The organism is Dactylosporangium sp. NBC_01737 (genome assembly GCF_035963215.1).
GTDB lineage: Bacteria > Actinomycetota > Actinomycetes > Mycobacteriales > Micromonosporaceae > Dactylosporangium.
This window is the reverse complement of sequence record NZ_CP109153.1, coordinates 8,809,825-8,824,218: the sequence shown is the minus strand read 5'-3', so window position 1 is coordinate 8,824,218 and position 14,394 is coordinate 8,809,825. Positions and strand designations below refer to the sequence as shown.

The 14,394-nt window shown below is 73.5% G+C and carries 12 protein-coding genes and 1 riboswitch; of the genes, 2 read left to right on the top strand and 10 right to left on the bottom strand.

Annotated elements, in window-relative coordinates; all coding sequences use genetic code 11:
- Window positions 1-54 precede the first annotated feature (54 nt).
- The 6 genes from OHA72_RS40105 to OHA72_RS40080 all read right to left on the bottom strand — a co-directional run bounded on the left by OHA72_RS40105 (window position 55) and on the right by OHA72_RS40080 (window position 7,240).
- Window positions 55-1,302, bottom strand: coding sequence for an LLM class flavin-dependent oxidoreductase (locus OHA72_RS40105; protein WP_327001303.1), 1,248 nt, complete (start codon window positions 1,300-1,302; stop codon window positions 55-57).
- Window positions 1,303-1,393: 91 nt separating this feature from the next.
- Window positions 1,394-2,689, bottom strand: coding sequence for a ferredoxin reductase family protein (locus OHA72_RS40100; RefSeq protein ID WP_327001302.1), 1,296 nt, complete (start codon window positions 2,687-2,689; stop codon window positions 1,394-1,396).
- A 167-nt stretch (window positions 2,690-2,856) separates the two neighbouring features.
- Window positions 2,857-3,057, bottom strand: coding sequence for a hypothetical protein (locus OHA72_RS40095; protein ID WP_327001301.1), 201 nt, complete (start codon window positions 3,055-3,057; stop codon window positions 2,857-2,859).
- A gap of 218 nt (window positions 3,058-3,275) precedes the next feature.
- Window positions 3,276-3,836 (bottom strand): DUF4760 domain-containing protein, encoded by a 561-nt coding sequence (locus OHA72_RS40090; protein ID WP_327001300.1) that lies wholly within the window; start codon window positions 3,834-3,836, stop codon window positions 3,276-3,278.
- Window positions 3,837-4,232: 396 nt separating this feature from the next.
- Complete coding sequence (gene metE / locus OHA72_RS40085; RefSeq protein WP_327001299.1) at window positions 4,233-6,494, bottom strand: 5-methyltetrahydropteroyltriglutamate--homocysteine S-methyltransferase; 2,262 nt, start codon at window positions 6,492-6,494, stop codon at window positions 4,233-4,235.
- 125 nt (window positions 6,495-6,619) lie between these two features.
- A riboswitch (cobalamin riboswitch) is annotated at window positions 6,620-6,831 on the bottom strand.
- A gap of 13 nt (window positions 6,832-6,844) precedes the next feature.
- On the bottom strand, window positions 6,845-7,240 hold the full coding sequence (locus OHA72_RS40080; RefSeq protein ID WP_327001298.1) for a LuxR C-terminal-related transcriptional regulator: 396 nt from the start codon (window positions 7,238-7,240) through the stop codon (window positions 6,845-6,847).
- 47 nt (window positions 7,241-7,287) lie between these two features.
- On the opposite strand from OHA72_RS40080, the gene OHA72_RS40075 reads away from it, so the two are divergent.
- Window positions 7,288-7,428 carry a hypothetical protein gene (locus OHA72_RS40075; protein WP_327001297.1) on the top strand — a complete coding sequence of 47 codons (141 nt, stop codon included), beginning with the start codon at window positions 7,288-7,290 and terminating at the stop codon, window positions 7,426-7,428.
- A 54-nt stretch (window positions 7,429-7,482) separates the two neighbouring features.
- Here OHA72_RS40075 and OHA72_RS40070 read toward each other — a convergent pair whose 3' ends face one another.
- Genes OHA72_RS40070 through OHA72_RS40060 form a run of 3 tightly spaced genes read right to left on the bottom strand, consistent with a single transcriptional unit; the run spans window position 7,483 to window position 10,977 of the window.
- Window positions 7,483-8,451 carry an NAD(P)-dependent alcohol dehydrogenase gene (locus OHA72_RS40070; RefSeq protein ID WP_327001296.1) on the bottom strand — a complete coding sequence of 323 codons (969 nt, stop codon included), beginning with the start codon at window positions 8,449-8,451 and terminating at the stop codon, window positions 7,483-7,485.
- Window positions 8,452-8,497: 46 nt separating this feature from the next.
- Window positions 8,498-9,025, bottom strand: a complete 528-nt coding sequence (locus OHA72_RS40065; RefSeq protein ID WP_327001295.1) for a GrpB family protein — start codon at window positions 9,023-9,025, stop codon at window positions 8,498-8,500.
- Window positions 9,022-10,977, bottom strand: a complete 1,956-nt coding sequence (locus OHA72_RS40060; RefSeq protein ID WP_327001294.1) for a hypothetical protein — start codon at window positions 10,975-10,977, stop codon at window positions 9,022-9,024. The genes OHA72_RS40065 and OHA72_RS40060 overlap by 4 nt, the downstream gene beginning before the upstream one ends.
- Window positions 10,978-11,023: 46 nt before the next feature.
- Here OHA72_RS40060 and OHA72_RS40055 point away from each other — a divergent pair, with 46 nt between their 5' ends.
- Window positions 11,024-13,309: a hypothetical protein gene (locus OHA72_RS40055; RefSeq protein WP_327001293.1), complete on the top strand. Its 2,286-nt coding sequence runs from the start codon at window positions 11,024-11,026 to the stop codon at window positions 13,307-13,309.
- 7 nt (window positions 13,310-13,316) lie between these two features.
- Here OHA72_RS40055 and OHA72_RS40050 read toward each other — a convergent pair whose 3' ends face one another.
- The gene (locus OHA72_RS40050; protein WP_327001292.1) at window positions 13,317-14,321 is read right to left on the bottom strand and encodes a protein kinase family protein; all 1,005 of its coding nucleotides are present in this window, start codon (window positions 14,319-14,321) and stop codon (window positions 13,317-13,319) included.
- Between the last annotated feature and the right edge of the window lie 73 nt (window positions 14,322-14,394).

Sequence of the window (14,394 nt, the reverse complement as noted above, 5' to 3'; positions counted from 1 at the left end):
ACGACGGCGAGGCTGAGGAACACCTGGGCGAGCGCGGCACTGGTCATCGGCGCATCAACCTTCCGGGGCCCATGACTGGTCCGCACCGTGCCCGGTGGGCGGCGCGTCGTGCTGCGGCAGCCGCCGGCGGGGGATCCGCAGCGCCGCGCGCTCGCGGGAGTGCTCCACGCCCGCCTTCGCCTGCGCAGCGGCCATCGTGCGGCGGGTCAGCCCGTCGTGCGCCAGCTCCCGCTCGTGCGCGGCGACCCGCGGCCGCAGCGCGCCGGTGAAGTGCGGCATCACCCGGCGGGCGAACAGCTCGTAGGATCGGCGGGTCGCCTCCGGGTCGGCGAGGTCGGCGTGCTCGATGACGAATGTGCCGAAGCCGCCGCTGATGCGTTGCAGCCGCTCGATGTGCTCGATGGCCATCTCCGGGGTGCCGACGACGGCGTGGCCGACGGTGTGCAGCACGTCGACGACGGCGTCGGTGTCGCCGAGGTCGACGGGCACGTTCATCGGCAGGATCTGGCGGATGTAGCCGATGTAGGACGGCAGCCCCCAGCGCACCTCGCGGCGCGCCTGCTCCTCGGTCTCGGCCAGGTGCATCGGGCTCATCACCGACCACCGGCGCCGGTCGACGACCTGGCCGAACGCCGCGGCCCGCTCGCTCGCGATCTCCCAGTCGGTGGTCATCGGGTTCTCGGAGCCGAGGCCGACCGCGGCGGACGCGCCGAAGGACAGCATGCCGGCGCCGAACCGGCCGGCCAGCCGCGGACCCGACGGCGAGCGGAACACGGCGACCCGGATGTCCAGCCGCTCCTGATACGGCGCGAGGTGCAGGTAGCCGTCGCGCAGCTCGAACCAGTCGGTGCTGCGGCTGACCGCACCCTCGAAGCGCAGCAGCTCCGTCATCGCCTCGAGGGACTCCTCCATCATCCGCCGCGCCTCCATCGGATCGTGGCCGATCATGGTGGCGTCCAGGGCGAGCGCGCCCGCGCCGACGCCGAAGATGAGCCGGCCGCGGGTGAGGTGGTCGAGCTGGATGATCCGGTCGAGCAGCGTCAGCGGGTGGTGGTAGGACAGGGTGCTCACGCCGGTGCCGAGCCGGATGCGGGCGGTGCGCTGGGCGGCGGCCGCGATCATCAGCTCGGGCGCGCCGATGATCTGCCAGCCGCCGGAGTGGTGCTCGCCGAACCAGAACTCGTCGAAGCCGAGCCGGTCGCACAGCACCGCGAGCTCAAGGTCGCCTTCGAGCTGCAGGGTCGGGTTGTGGGTGGGGCGGTGGATCGGGAACATGAGCACCCCGAAGCCGATGCGGCCCATGCGTCCTCCCCGTCGGCACGCGTCCACTCCCCTGCACACTAACCCGGGCCATAGTCGATCGCCAATGTTGCTGTCGCGCGACGGGCCCGTTTCACCAGGCGAACCGCTCCAGGTGCAGGCGGGCGGGCGGCACCCCGAGGTGCCGCGCGGCGCGGAACACCGCCTGCGTCCAGGCGTCGGGGCCGCACACGTACACGTCGTGCTCGGCGATGTCGGGGGCGAGGGACCGCAGCGCCTCGGTGTCGGTGTAGTCGGCGTAGCCGACCGGCAGCCACGAGCCGGGCGCGGCGCGCGGGCCGACGAGCGGGACGAGGCGGACGCCGCGCTGCCGGGCGAGCCATTCCAGCTCGGGCAGGAACGCGACCTCGTCGGGGTGGCGGGTGCGGTAGACGAGGGTGGCCTTGGCGTGGCCGTAGGGCAGGTCCCACAGCAGCGCCAGCAGCGGTGTCACGCCCACCCCGCAGGCGAGCATGGTGACCGGTCCGCCGGAGTACGTGTCGGCGGTCATCCGCCCGTACGGTCCCTCGATGAGCACCCTGGTGCCGGTGCGCAGCGCCGCGACGCGGGCGGTGCCGTCGCCGACGGTCTTCACGGTGATGCGCAGCCGGTCGGCGCGGGGCGGCCCGGACAGCGAGAACGGGTTGCCGCGCAGGGCGCCGCGCCCGTCGAGGAACCGCCACACGAAGTACTGCCCGGCGCGCGCGTCGAGCCGGTCGAGCCGGCGGCCGGTCAGGTACACCGAGACCAGCCCCGGCGCCTCGGTCACGACGCGGTCGACGGCGAGGCGGTGCCGCAGCGTGCGCCAGATCGGCAGGCCGACGCGGAACACCACCGTGCAGCCTGCGGCGACGAGGTAGGCGCCCCACCAGTACGCGCGCGCCGCCGGCGACCGGAAGTCGCTGCCGAGCAGGAGCTCGTGCGGCAGGGCGAGGCCGACGCCGAGGTAGGCGTACAGGTGCAGCAGGTGCCAGGACTCGTACCGCAGCCGCCGCCGCACCGACCGGACCGATGTCACCACGACGAGCAGCAGGGCGACCAGGGCGAGCAGCGCCAGGAGCATGCTGTGGCCGGTGAGCAGCGCCCACAGGTGCCGGGCGGGGTCGGCGGCGGCGCTCGCCGAGGCGACGAGGGCGAGGACGACGTGGGCGAGGAGCAGCTGGATCGAGGCGTGCCCGGTCCAGCGGTGCCAGCGGGCCACGGTGTCGCGGCCGTACCGGCGCTCCAGCCGCGGGATGCGGGCCATCAGCACGATCTGGATCAGCAGGAGATCGGCCGACCACAGCGCGGCCAGCCGGCCGGCCGCGGCGATGCCCGCCGGGGCGGTGTCGAGCCCGGCCGCCCACAGTGCGGTGACGACGAACAGACTGGCCGCCGCGACGATGTTCACGGTCGTTGAATGTACGAATCCCGCCCCGCGTGCGGCACCGCTTGTGAACATGTCAACGGTTCTCAGATAAGCGTTATCGGCAGGGCCTGGAATCGTCATGGGAATTCCATCCGGAAACACCTCTGGCCCCGCCGCAATGGCGGGGCCGCGGGCGTATGGAAGGAAGGTCAGCCGCCGGCGAACGACGGCACGATGCCGCACTTCGCTTTCGCGTCGAGGCAGATCTTCACCAGCGGGCCGAGGTTCTCCGGTTTCCAGGCGTTGACGAAGTCGCCGTGCATGGACGACGCCATGCCGGAGGACAGCGCCAGGCCGTTCCCGCCGAGCGACTCGTAGTTGACCATGAAGGAGAGGTTCGGGATAGCCACCGGGTACTGGCCGGTGCACCTGCCCGACCGCCACGGACATCGCCCGCGTCCCCGAGTTCGTCGCCCACGCCGATCGCCCCGAGCAGGAGCTGGGCCGCCGTCACCATCAACGCCACCACGCTGCGGGACACTGCATCACCGACCGCCCCGACGCCGGGCGCCTGCTCCGCGAGCACTGGCCGGCTTGCCGGCACGGCGCGCCGGGGCCACCCGGTGCGTCACCGCACGGACGGCTCGTTCGGTCGCACCGCCTGCCGCGGCGCGTTCGGCGACGCCCGGATCGCGTCGGCCAGCGCCCCGATCTCCGAGTACAGCGTCGTGGTGCCCAGTTCCTCGCGCCGCCGGTCGATGTATTCGGCGTAGTTCGTCGCGATGGCCACGATGCGTCCGCCGTGAATCCGGGCGAGGGTGTCGACGTCGAGGACGCCTTCATTCGCACCGACTGCCAGCATCTCCAGGTAATCCAAATACGCGCGGATCGCCGCCTTGGTCTTCGGGTCGTTCTCCGCCTCTTCCAGGAACCGCTTCACACTCGCGGCATCACGATCGTTCCATGGCAGCGCCGCTTTCAACTCCTGCCGGTACCGGGCCGTCTTCGCGACCGCGTCGATCGTCTCCCGCTTGCGCTGCCGCGCGCGTTCTTCCTCCTCGGCGAACGCGGCCTTTCGCGTTTCCTTCGCGCCCTGGCGGAGCTGCACCCCGACGAACAGCAGCGACCCGATGCCGATGACCAGCGTCGCGACCCCCAATGCGGTCGTCACCCATTCGAACGGGCTCAACGCTTCCGCCTCTTCTTGGCGTCCTCCCGCATCAGGTGCTCGACCATCTCCCGGCGTGCGGACCGCATCTCCTGCTCGCGCTCGCTTCGCCCCGACGACGCGGAACTGTCCGTCGCCCGCTGCGGTTTCACTGGTTTCGAGTCATCGCGCTTGCTCACCATTCGCCCCATTCTGTGATTCTGCATTCAGGCGCCGTTCGAAGACATCTGGAAATACCCCGCGCTCGGGGCCACCACTGCGCAGTTCACCCGGAGGGTTTGTGGGATCGATTCCGCATCCCAGTGTTGCAGGGCAGAAAGCGCATGTCGCCGGATGATCGGACAGGTTGATACGCCCGTGCGCCGCGAGCGACGTCCGCGCGGCGGGGACATCCGGGGATGTCCCCGCCGCGGACGGTCAGCTCAGCTCGGCGCGGACCTCCACCGCGGCCGCGACGAGCCGGGCGAGGGCCTCTTCGACCTCGGGGTAGCCGCGGGTCTTGAGCCCGCAGTCCGGGTTCACCCACAGCCGGTCGGCGGGCACGGCCGCGGCCGCGTGCCGTAGCGCACCGGTGATCTCGGACTGCTGCGGTACGCGCGGCGAGTGGATGTCGTACACGCCGGGTCCGATGCCGCGGGCGTAGCCGGCGGTGCGCAGGTCGGTGAGGATCTCCAGCTTCGAGCGGGACGCCTCGATGCTGGTCACGTCGGCGTCGAGGGCGTCGATCGCGGGCAGCACCTCGCCGAACTCCGAGTAGCACAGATGGGTGTGGATCTGGGTGTCGTCGGCGACGCCGCCGGTGGCGATCCGGAAGGCGGCCACCGCCCAGTCCAGGTACGCCCGCTGGCCGGCCCGGCGCAACGGCAGCAGCTCCCGCAGCGCCGGTTCGTCGACCTGGATGATGCCGATGCCGGCGGCCTCCAGGTCGGCGGCCTCGTCGCGCAGGGCGAGCGCGACCTGGTTGGCGGTGTCGGCCAGGGGCTGGTCGGTGCGCACGAACGACCAGGCGAGGATCGTGACCGGGCCGGTGAGCATGCCCTTCACCGGGCGGTTCGTCAGCGACTGGGCGTAGGTGGCCCAGCCGACCGTCATCGGCTCGGGGCGGCTGACGTCGCCGTAGATGATCGGCGGGCGCACGCAGCGGGACCCGTAGGACTGGACCCAGCCACGCGTGGTGGCGGCGAAGCCGACGAGCTGCTCGCCGAAGTACTGGACCATGTCGTTGCGCTCCGGCTCGCCGTGCACGAGCACGTCCAGGCCGAGCCGTTCCTGCAGGGCGATGACCTCGGCGATCTCGGACCGCATCCGCTCGGCGTAACCAGCAGCGTCGAGGGTACCGGCACGCAGCGCGGCGCGGGCCTGGCGCAGCCGGCCGGTCTGCGGGAAGGATCCGATCGTCGTGGTCGGCAGCGGCGGGAGCCCGAGCCGTTCCTGCTGGGCCTTCGCGCGGTCCGGGTACGCGCCGCGACTGGTGGCCGGCAGTTGCGCGAGGCGGGACCGGACCTCGTCGTCGCGCCATTGTGCGGGCGGTGCCCCTGGCGGTTCGGGCAGGACCGCCACCCCGTCGCGCAGGGCCCGGCCGAGCTGGACGACCTCGCCCGCCTTCTGCCGCGCGAACGCCAGCCGCGCCCGCAGCTGCTGGTCCAGGCCCGGTTCGTCGTCGAGGTCCACCGGTACGTGCAGCAGCGAGCACGACGTGGACACCACGACGTCGTCGGCGATGCCGGTGAGCACCGCGGCGCGGGCGACGGCGGCGCGCAGGTCGGTGCGCCAGATGTTGTGCCCGTCGACCAGCCCGGCGACGATCGTCCGGCCGGGGATCGGCCCGCAGCCGGCCAGCCGGGCGACGTTGCCGGGGCCGGCGACCAGGTCGATGCCGACCGCCTCGACGGGCGTGGCCAGCAGCGCCGGCAGCGCGTCGCCGAGCTCCCCGAAGTAGGACGCGACGAACAGCCGCGGCCGCTGCTGCAGGGCGCCGAGCCGCGTGTAGGCGGCCCGCAACGCGTCGACCTCGGCGGCCGTGCGGTCGGCGGTGTACGCCGGCTCGTCCAGCTGGACCCAGACGACCCCGGCGTCGGCGAGCTTGGCGAGCAGCTCCCCGTACACGGTGACGAGGTCGTCCAGGCGGTCGAACGGCCGGAACCCTTCCGGCGCGCCGGCCGCCGCCTTGGACAGCAGCAGGAACGTGGCCGGGCCGACCAGCACCGGGCGGGTCGTCATGCCCAGCTCGCGGCCCTCGGCGAACTCGGCGGCCGGCTTGCCCGGCCGGGCGACGAAGACGGTGTCCGGGCCGATCTCCGGGACCAGGTAGTGGTAGTTGGTGGCGAACCACTTCGTCAGCTCCAGCGCCGGTTCGCCGACGGTGCCGCGGGCCATCGCGAAGTACGTGTCGAGCTCGCCGAGGCCCAGGCGCCGGAACCGGTCCGGGACCGCGCCGACGGCGACCGCGGCGTCGAGCATGTGGTCGTAGAACGAGAACGTGTTCGACGGGATCGCGTCCACGCCGGTGCGGCGCAGGTCCCGCCACACGCCGGCGCGCAGCTGCGCGCCCACGCGGTGCAGTGCGGCCGCGTCGATGCGACCGGCCCAGTAGGACTCCAGGGCTCGTTTGAGCTCCCGGTCGGGGCCGATGCGCGGGTAGCCGAGCACGGTGCTCAGGCCGAATGGCGTCGTGGTCACGCCGGTGTCCCTTCCCTCGAGGTGGTCGACGACCACCCGGGAGGACACAGCACGGCGGACCGCGGCGCGAGACCCGCACCGGGTCGCCCTGGCCAGCCCGCGCAGCCGTCGGCGGCGTGCGCGGGGTCGCGCACGCGGTGCGGGCAGGTCTTCGGACTCGCGGGCACGACCGTCTCCGGTCACCTACTGGCCGTCGCTTCCCAGGCCCTCGCGGACCCAGTGCTCATGACGGCGGTCGTTCCTGCTCACCGCTGCGGGGCAGCCCCGGATTCTCACCGGGTTCCCTCTTACGACGCCCCTGCGGTGGCAGGAGCGAACCAGCACTGCGCGCCATGATACGTCGCCGCGGCTCAGGCGCCGCCGAGGCCGGCCTCGCGGGCCTTCACGATCGCCTGGGAACGGTCGGACACCTGCAGCTTGGTGAAGATGTTCGACACGTGGTTGCGCACGGTCTTGAGGCTGATCATCAGGTCGTGGGCGATCGTCGCGTTGCCCTTGCCGGCGGCGACGAGGTCCAGGACCTCCCGCTCCCGGTCGGTGAGCGACGGGAACGCCGCCGCGACCGACCCGGCGCCGGCGGCGAAGTGGGCGATGATCCGCTGGGCGATCTGCGGGCCGAAGATGGCCTCGCCCGCGGCGGCGGCGCGGATCGCGCGGACGATCTCGTCCTGCTCGGCACCCTTGAGCAGGTAGCCGCGGGCGCCGGCGCGCATGGCGGCGAAGACGGAGTCGTCGTCCTCGAACATCGTCAGCACCACGACCGCGGCCGTCGACCCTGCCGAAGTGGTTCGCCGTGGCCACCGTCGTCCTCGGCGTCGCCGGCGTCCTCGGCCCCGCGGCGATGGTGGTGTACCTGCTGCTGCCGCTGTGGCTGATCGCCGCCTCGGTGATCACGTCGTCGCCGCGCTCTCCCGTGCTCACCGCATCCGCCTGAGCGCGCACGCGGACTCCCCGACCGCCACGCCGGGCGGCCGGGGAGTTCCCGCGCTCAGCCCTCGACGACCGTGATGACGACGTTGCCGGTCTTGTGTCCACTGTCGACTTGGCGGTGGGCCTCGACGATCTCCGACAGCGGGTACGTGCGGTCGATGACGACGCGGATCCGTTGCTGGGCCAGCAGTTCGCGCAGCTCGGCGAGGGCGGCGTGCTTGCGCACCGACATGCCGGTGCGCACGCGGGGGCCGCCGGTGACCGCGGTCCGCCACGCGTGGACGTTGTTCACCAGGCCGGTCGTCGGCAGGTAGCAGCCGCGCGGGGCCAGGACCGGCCGGGACGCGGCGAACGAGCTGCGGCTGACGGTGTCGAAGACGACGTCGTAGCGTTCGCCGCTGGTGGTGAAGTCCTCGACGGTGTAGTCGAAGACGCGGCCGGCGCCGAGCTCCTTCACCAGCGCCGCGTTGCGGCCGCTGCAGACGGCGTGGACCTCCGCGCCGGCGTGGGCGGCGACCTGGACGGCGTACGTGCCGATGCTGCCGGACCCGCCGATGACCAGGACCCGCTGCCCGGCCCGGATCTTGGCGAGGGTGTGCAGGAAGTACCAGGCGGTGGTGAACCCGTCGACGCTGGCCGCCGCGTCCGCGTAGCTGACGCCGGGCGGGATCGTGGTGAACGACGCCCGCTCGGACAGGCACTTGTACTCGGCGTTCGCGCCCACGCCGAAGCCCGTGAACCCGAAGACCCGCTCGCCGACCTGGGTCCGGCGCACGGCCGGGCCGACCGCGGCGACCTCACCGGCGAACTCCAGCCCGAGCACGCGGATGCCCTTGCGCGGGCGGCGCGGCCCGAGGATCAGCCGCCCCCACCGGGGCTCCCCGCGGCGCATCCCGCACTCGGCGGACGTCACCGTCGTGGTATGCACCCGCACGAGCACCTGGTCGCCCTTCGGCACCGGCGCCGGCACCTCCGCCTCGGTGAGGACCTCGGGCGGACCGTACGCATGGAACATGACCGCTCGCATGCGCGACATCATGCGGCAGCGTTGCTGTTACGACGCTGAGTGCCGCTCAGTCCTCCCAGACATCGACCCGCGGCAGGCCCTTGCCCGCCCGCGCCGCGTCGACCATGCGCTGGATGAGCGCGGTCTTGGCGCGGGTGTACGTGTCACCGTCGTGCCCGGCGGCGGCGAGCTCGCGTTTGAGCGCGCCGTACGCGTCGCGGTCGGCCGGGTGCCGCAGCAGGTGGTCGCGCAGGAGCCGCTCGTTGCGGGTGTCCCACGACTCGGCCGTGACGACGTGCAGGTGGTAGGCGGCGGGTTCGCCCTCCCGCCGGTAGAACAGCCGCTCGCGCATGCCGGTCTCCAGCCGCCGGTACCCGAGCCGCCCCAGCACGTCGTCGGCCGCCGTCACGGCGTCGAGGGCGGCCGTCGCGGCCATCAGGTCGATGACCGGCTTCGCGGCCAGACCCGGCACCGCGGTGCTGCCCACGTGCTCGATGGCCTGGAGCCGCCCGGGCAGCGCGGCGGCCAGCTCGGCAACGGCCAGCCGCGCCAGCTCGGGCCAGCCCGGGTCGTAGTCGTGGACCTCGATCGTCATGCCGGGACTCCGCCGGTGCCGGCGAGTGCGGCGCGGCACGCGGCGAGCAGGCGTTCGTCGTTGGTCACCTGATTGCTGGACCAGCCTCTTTCCCGGGCACCGTACCGGCGCGGGTCCGCCGATTCGGCGCGCAGCAGCGGCTCCAAGGCCGCGGCGAGCGGGCCGGCGGTGAGCGCGCCAGGGCCGGCGAGAGCGGCGACGATTGCGTTGCGGGTGTGCGGGTTGCCGTGCCAGGCGGCGGTCAGCACCGGCGCCGTCCGGTCGGCGTCGCCGGTGATCCGCCACAGTGCGACGGCCGCGTGCATGGGCCGCCACCGGTCCCCGTCCGGGGCGCCCAGGACCGTCGCGACAACCGGTGCGGCGTCCGCGGCCGCGGCGCCGAGCTCGGCGATCGCCGCGAGGGCAGCCGTGCCCCACGGTCCGTCGATGTGCGCGGCCAGCAACGGCAGCACCGCCGGCGAACCCTCGATCCGCCACAACGCGCCGGCCGCGGCGACGGCGAGTCTCGCGTCGTCGCCGGTCGCCGCGGCCCGCAGCGCCGGGACGGCCTCGGCGGCCGCGGGGCCGATGCGACCCAGCGTCGTGGCGGCGTCATCGTCCAGCGGCGCCGCGAGCAGCCACGGTACCGCCGGAGCCGCCGCAACGCCGAATGCCTGGAGTGCGACGTGGATCCCGTGCCGTCCGGCCGCGCGGGGTGCGGACAGGACCGGCAGCATCGCGGCGACGATCCGCTCGGCGTGCCGCGGGTACCGGGCCAGCAGGTACCCCGAGTCGCGCGGCCGCTGCCGCAGCTCCAGCGTGGTGAGCAGCATCGGCAGCGCCCGCTCGTCGGCGAGCCGGGCGAGGACCTCCAGGGTCGGGTGCAGGCCGGGTGGCTCCGACCGGGACGGGACGGTCCACGTCGGCAGCCCGTCCCGCCACGGCAGTGCGTCCAGAGTGGACAGTGCCGCCGCGACGGGCTCGGCGACCACGGCGGTCAGCGGCGCCCAGCACCGCAGTGTGACCGCGGTGTGGCCGACGACCCGCGGGTCCGGGTGCGAGAGGCGCCGCCCGATCGCGCGGATGACCTCGGCGTGCTCGCCCCGCCAGCGCTCGACGAGTGTGATGGCGCCCAGCAGTGCGTCGCCGTGCACGTCGGCGTGCGGCGAACCCAGCAGTTCCCGCAGGATCGCGCCGCGGTCGGCGACGCGCGGGCCGAGGGCGTCGGTGAGCCCGTCGATCATGCGGGCCGCATGCGGTGCGCGGCGGCCTTCCGGGACCGCACCGGTCATTGTCTCGGTGGTGAATCCGGCGGGCTCGGCATACGCCCGCTCCAGCAGACCGGCGGCGCCGGTGACGGGTACCAGGGCGGGATCGGCGCGAGCGGCGGCGATGAGTGCGGCGGCCGCCACGGAGGCCTCCGGTGCCGCGGCGGCGACGCCGAGCAGGTACGCGACGATGCCCGCGTCGCCGGTGCGGGCGGCGATCCGGCCGAGCCCGTCCAGCAGCGCCCGCCGCGCGTCGCCGTCGGTCTCCACATCGAACCGGCTCGTGAACACCTCCGCGACCCGCGGATCGTCCTCGCGGATCGTCAGCAGCGGCGGCATGGCGGCCCGCAGCCAGGGGTCGGGGTCGGCGGCGAGGCCGAGCAGGTCGCCGCCGGCGATCAGCTGCCGCGCCCGCCCGATCCGCGCGACCGTCGCACCGAACTCGTCATCGTCACCGGCCACCTCGAACGGCCAGTTGCCGGCGGCGCCGATGCTCGCGAGGAGCTCGGCGATCCCGTCCCGGCCCGGAACCCCAGGTGTTCGCAGCACCTCCAGCAGGAACGGCACCGTGGCGAGCATGCGGTCCAGGTCGCCCACGTTGCGCATCGCGTCCAGGGACACCCCGCGCACCTCCGGGTCCGGGTCGATCAGCCCGCGCAGCAGGCCGGGCATCCCGGTGGCGGCGAAGTCGAGGTCGTCGTACACGGCCGAAGCGTAGAACACCCGGTCCGGGCCGCTCTATGCTGCGCCGATGCGACCCGAGGACGTGCTGGCACAGACCGACTGGTCCGCGGTCCAGCACAGCTACGACGGGGACTCGGTGTCCCCCTCGACGCCCGAGATCCTCGCGGCGCTGCTGGACGGCGACGCCGGCCGTCGCGACCAGGCGCTGTCCGACCTGTACTCGATGGTCCACCATTCGGGCAGCCTCTGCAGCGCGACGGCGCCGGCGGTGACGTTCGCCGTCGCCGCGCTCGGCGATCCCCGCACGCTGGCACCCGTCAGCACCCGCGACGGTGTGGTGCCGGTGCGGGCGGCCCTGCTGCGCTGGGTGGCGTCGGTCATGCGTGCCGCCGCCGAACCGGAGGATCGCCTGGCCGGCTGCCCCGACGACGTCGCGGCCTGCCGGGCACTGCGGCCGTCGGTGTACCCCGCCGCGGTCGCGCTGCGCACCGACGCCGACCCGGTGGTCGCGGGCAAGGCCCTGCAAGCGCTGCACGCCTGCCTGCTCGACGCGCCGGAGCTGGCCCATCACCGGTCGGAGGCCGCCGGCTGGCTGCGCGGCGACGCCCTTGCCGCCCTCGACGTGACCACCAGGGTCGTCGTGGTGGTCAGCCTGCAAGAATGGGGTTACGACACGACGCCGGTCATCGCCTCGGATCCGGATCCGCTGGTACGGGCCGCCGCCGCGCTCTCGCCGGTGCACACCGGAGGGGCAGCCGGCACGCGGGCGCTGCGGGACGCGCTGATCGAGGCGGACGCGGCCGGGTGGTACAAGACGCTGCTGCCGCCGTACGGTCCGCTGTACCTGTTCCGGATCCTGCCCGCCGCCGTCGACCGGGTGCCCTTGGCGGATCTGGTCCCCGCTCTCGACGCGCTGCTCGGTACCGCGAGCGGCGTCGTCTACCAGGCCGACGAATGGGCCGTCCAGCTGCGCCGCAAGGTGTTCCCGTTCCCGGACGGCGTCCCGCTCGGCAGCGACCAGCGGGCGTTGCTCGACCTGCTCGCTCGTCGCTGCTTCGGGACGCACGGCGATTTCAGGTTCGACGGTGACGCCCGGACCGCGCTGGCGGACCTCCTCCCGGAAGGCGCCGACTGGCTCGCACAGGGGCTCGGCAGCGTCTCGTACACGGCCGGCACGGAGGTGTCCGACCTCGACACCCGGTTCCAGGGCCTCGCCGGGGAGTACGCGTCGCGCCGGTCCGCCGCGCACGACGCCGTGGTCCGCTGGGACTGGTACAGCCACGACGCGTTCGACCTCCGGCCGTTGCACTACGAACGGGACCTGCGCAAACCGGGGCGGCCGCTCGCCGAGCGCCCGCCGCTGGACCGGGACCACTGCCGGATCGGCTTCGACGCCGCCGACCGGCCGGTCGCGTTCCTGGAGTACAGCGGCTTCCTGCACGGCCGGCTGTACTACGAGACCTACCGCGACCATGACGCCGGCGCCGGGCTCGTGGAGCAGGCGCACTTCTACGCCGACGGCACGCCGATCTACCTGCACCGGTACCGGTTCGAGGCGGGACGGATCCGCTCCGCCACCACGGTCGCCCGGCACGGCGGCGGGTACGAGGCGTACCGGTACACGGGCCCGCACGTGACCTGGATCTGGGTGTACCACGGCAGCGCGACGGGCACCCCGGGACGGCGGCTCGAGCCGGTCAGGCCCTTCACGTCGATCAGCGCCGAGCACGACGCCGACGGCCTGCGCCGCCTGGAGGTCCACTCCGGTGACGCCGCGGACCTGCGCTACGAACGCCCGCCACCCGCATTCACCGTCGACGAGGCCTGCCGGGCGGTCCACCGGGAACTGGTCAGGACGATCCCGGCAACCGTCGCCGCACTGGCCGCCGACGGCGCCGCGTACTGCGTCGTGCTGGCGTACGCGTCCGCGAACCCGCTCGACGTGCTGGTGCACGTGGGCCTCGACGCAGACCGCAGGACCCTGCTGGCGCAAGGTTCCGGCGACGCCGTCTGGAACCCCGACGACCTCGCGGCGGAGGCTCAGGCCGACCTCGACGCGGTGGCGGACACGGCCCGGCTGCTCGGGCAGGAACTGGCCCTCATCGACGCCGAGGACGTCGGCGGGCCCCGCCCACGCGGGAGCGAACGCGCCCGGCGGCTGTTCTGCGCCGTCGCCGCGGACCTCAACACTCTCGACTGGACCGGGTCGCTGCCGCCCACCGACGACTTCGTCGTGTACGCCGTCGACGTGGAGCTGGCGGACCTTGAACGGAACCTGCCCGCCTGCCTGCCCCCCGATCGCCTCGCCCTGCTCCGCGACCGCGGCCTGCTGCAGGTCCGTGGCCCCGGCTGAGCCGCCGCTACGGGGCGGGGTATCTCGCGTGGATGTCGCCGGCGAAGAGGCGCCAGGTGAAGTCGTTCATCCGGGCCGCCGCGGGCGCGTGCCGGGCGAGGATCGCCGCCACGGGCGCCGGCACGTCCGGTGGGATGGCGCCGGTCGCGCAGCGGCGCACGTAGCTGTTGCGGGCGACCGGCGCACCGCGGACCGGCACCCCGCACACGGCGGTGACCAGCCAGTTCACCAGTCGCATCGAGGCGTAGTCGGCGTCGTGGGCGGCGTGGTACGCCACGAAGTCACGCTCGGCGGGCGACAGGTCGAACCGGGGTGACGTGGCGAGCCCGAAGTCGACGAGGTAGATCCTGTCGTTGTCGGCGCGCAGATTGCCGAAGTGCCCGTCCATGTGCAGCAGCTCGCGCCCGCGCAGGAACGCCACGATCTCGAACAGCTGCCGCTCGATCGTCTCGGCACTGCCGACCGGGTCGGTCAGGGCGTCGGGCAGCGGCAGGGGCACGTGCTCCAGGAACAGCACGAGGCTGGACGTGGCGCGGGCGAGCTCCTCCAGGCGTCGCCGCACGGCCGGCGAACCGCCGAACTGCGCGACGACGGCGTCGACGTCGAGGTGCTCGGACGCGACGGGCGGGCGGCCGGGCAGCACCCGCCAGTGGTGCAGCAGCGGGAACGACGCAGTCTCGCCGGCGAGGACCCCCTCGGTGACGATCGCGTTCGCGGCCAGCTCACGCCAGGCACTGAAGCCCGGGCCGGCGAGGGCGTACATGCCGTACTGGCAGCAGACCGGCACGTCGAACAGGTTCGCCGTGCTGTGCGGGCTGGCCAGCTCCCGGTCCGTGATCGGGATGCGCTTGGCGAACACCGCCACACCGTCGACGTGGACCGTCGCGGCGCCACCACCCACACCCACGGCGCCGCCGGGCGCCGCCTGCAGCAGCGCCGTCAGTTCGTCGTCATCACGGGCGGCAAGCGAGGCGGAGACACGGTCGTGGCGGGACCGCCGGTCGGTGAACACCGCACCCATCATGCCGACTCAGTGACCAAACTCCCAACGGTCTTCAGCAGGCGCGACACCACCGACGGTAGGG

Excerpts from the sequence above, each read along its gene's own strand:
- OHA72_RS40080 (WP_327001298.1), bottom strand. The coding sequence starts at position 7,240 with ATGTTCGAGGACGACGACTCCGTCTTCGCCGCCATGCGCGCCGGCGCC.
- OHA72_RS40070 (WP_327001296.1), bottom strand. The coding sequence starts at position 8,451 with ATGCGAGCGGTCATGTTCCATGCGTACGGTCCGCCCGAGGTCCTCACC.
- OHA72_RS40065 (WP_327001295.1), bottom strand. The coding sequence starts at position 9,025 with ATGACGATCGAGGTCCACGACTACGACCCGGGCTGGCCCGAGCTGGCG.
- OHA72_RS40055 (WP_327001293.1), top strand. The coding sequence starts at position 11,024 with ATGCGACCCGAGGACGTGCTGGCACAGACCGACTGGTCCGCGGTCCAG.
- OHA72_RS40105 (WP_327001303.1), bottom strand. The coding sequence starts at position 1,302 with ATGGGCCGCATCGGCTTCGGGGTGCTCATGTTCCCGATCCACCGCCCC.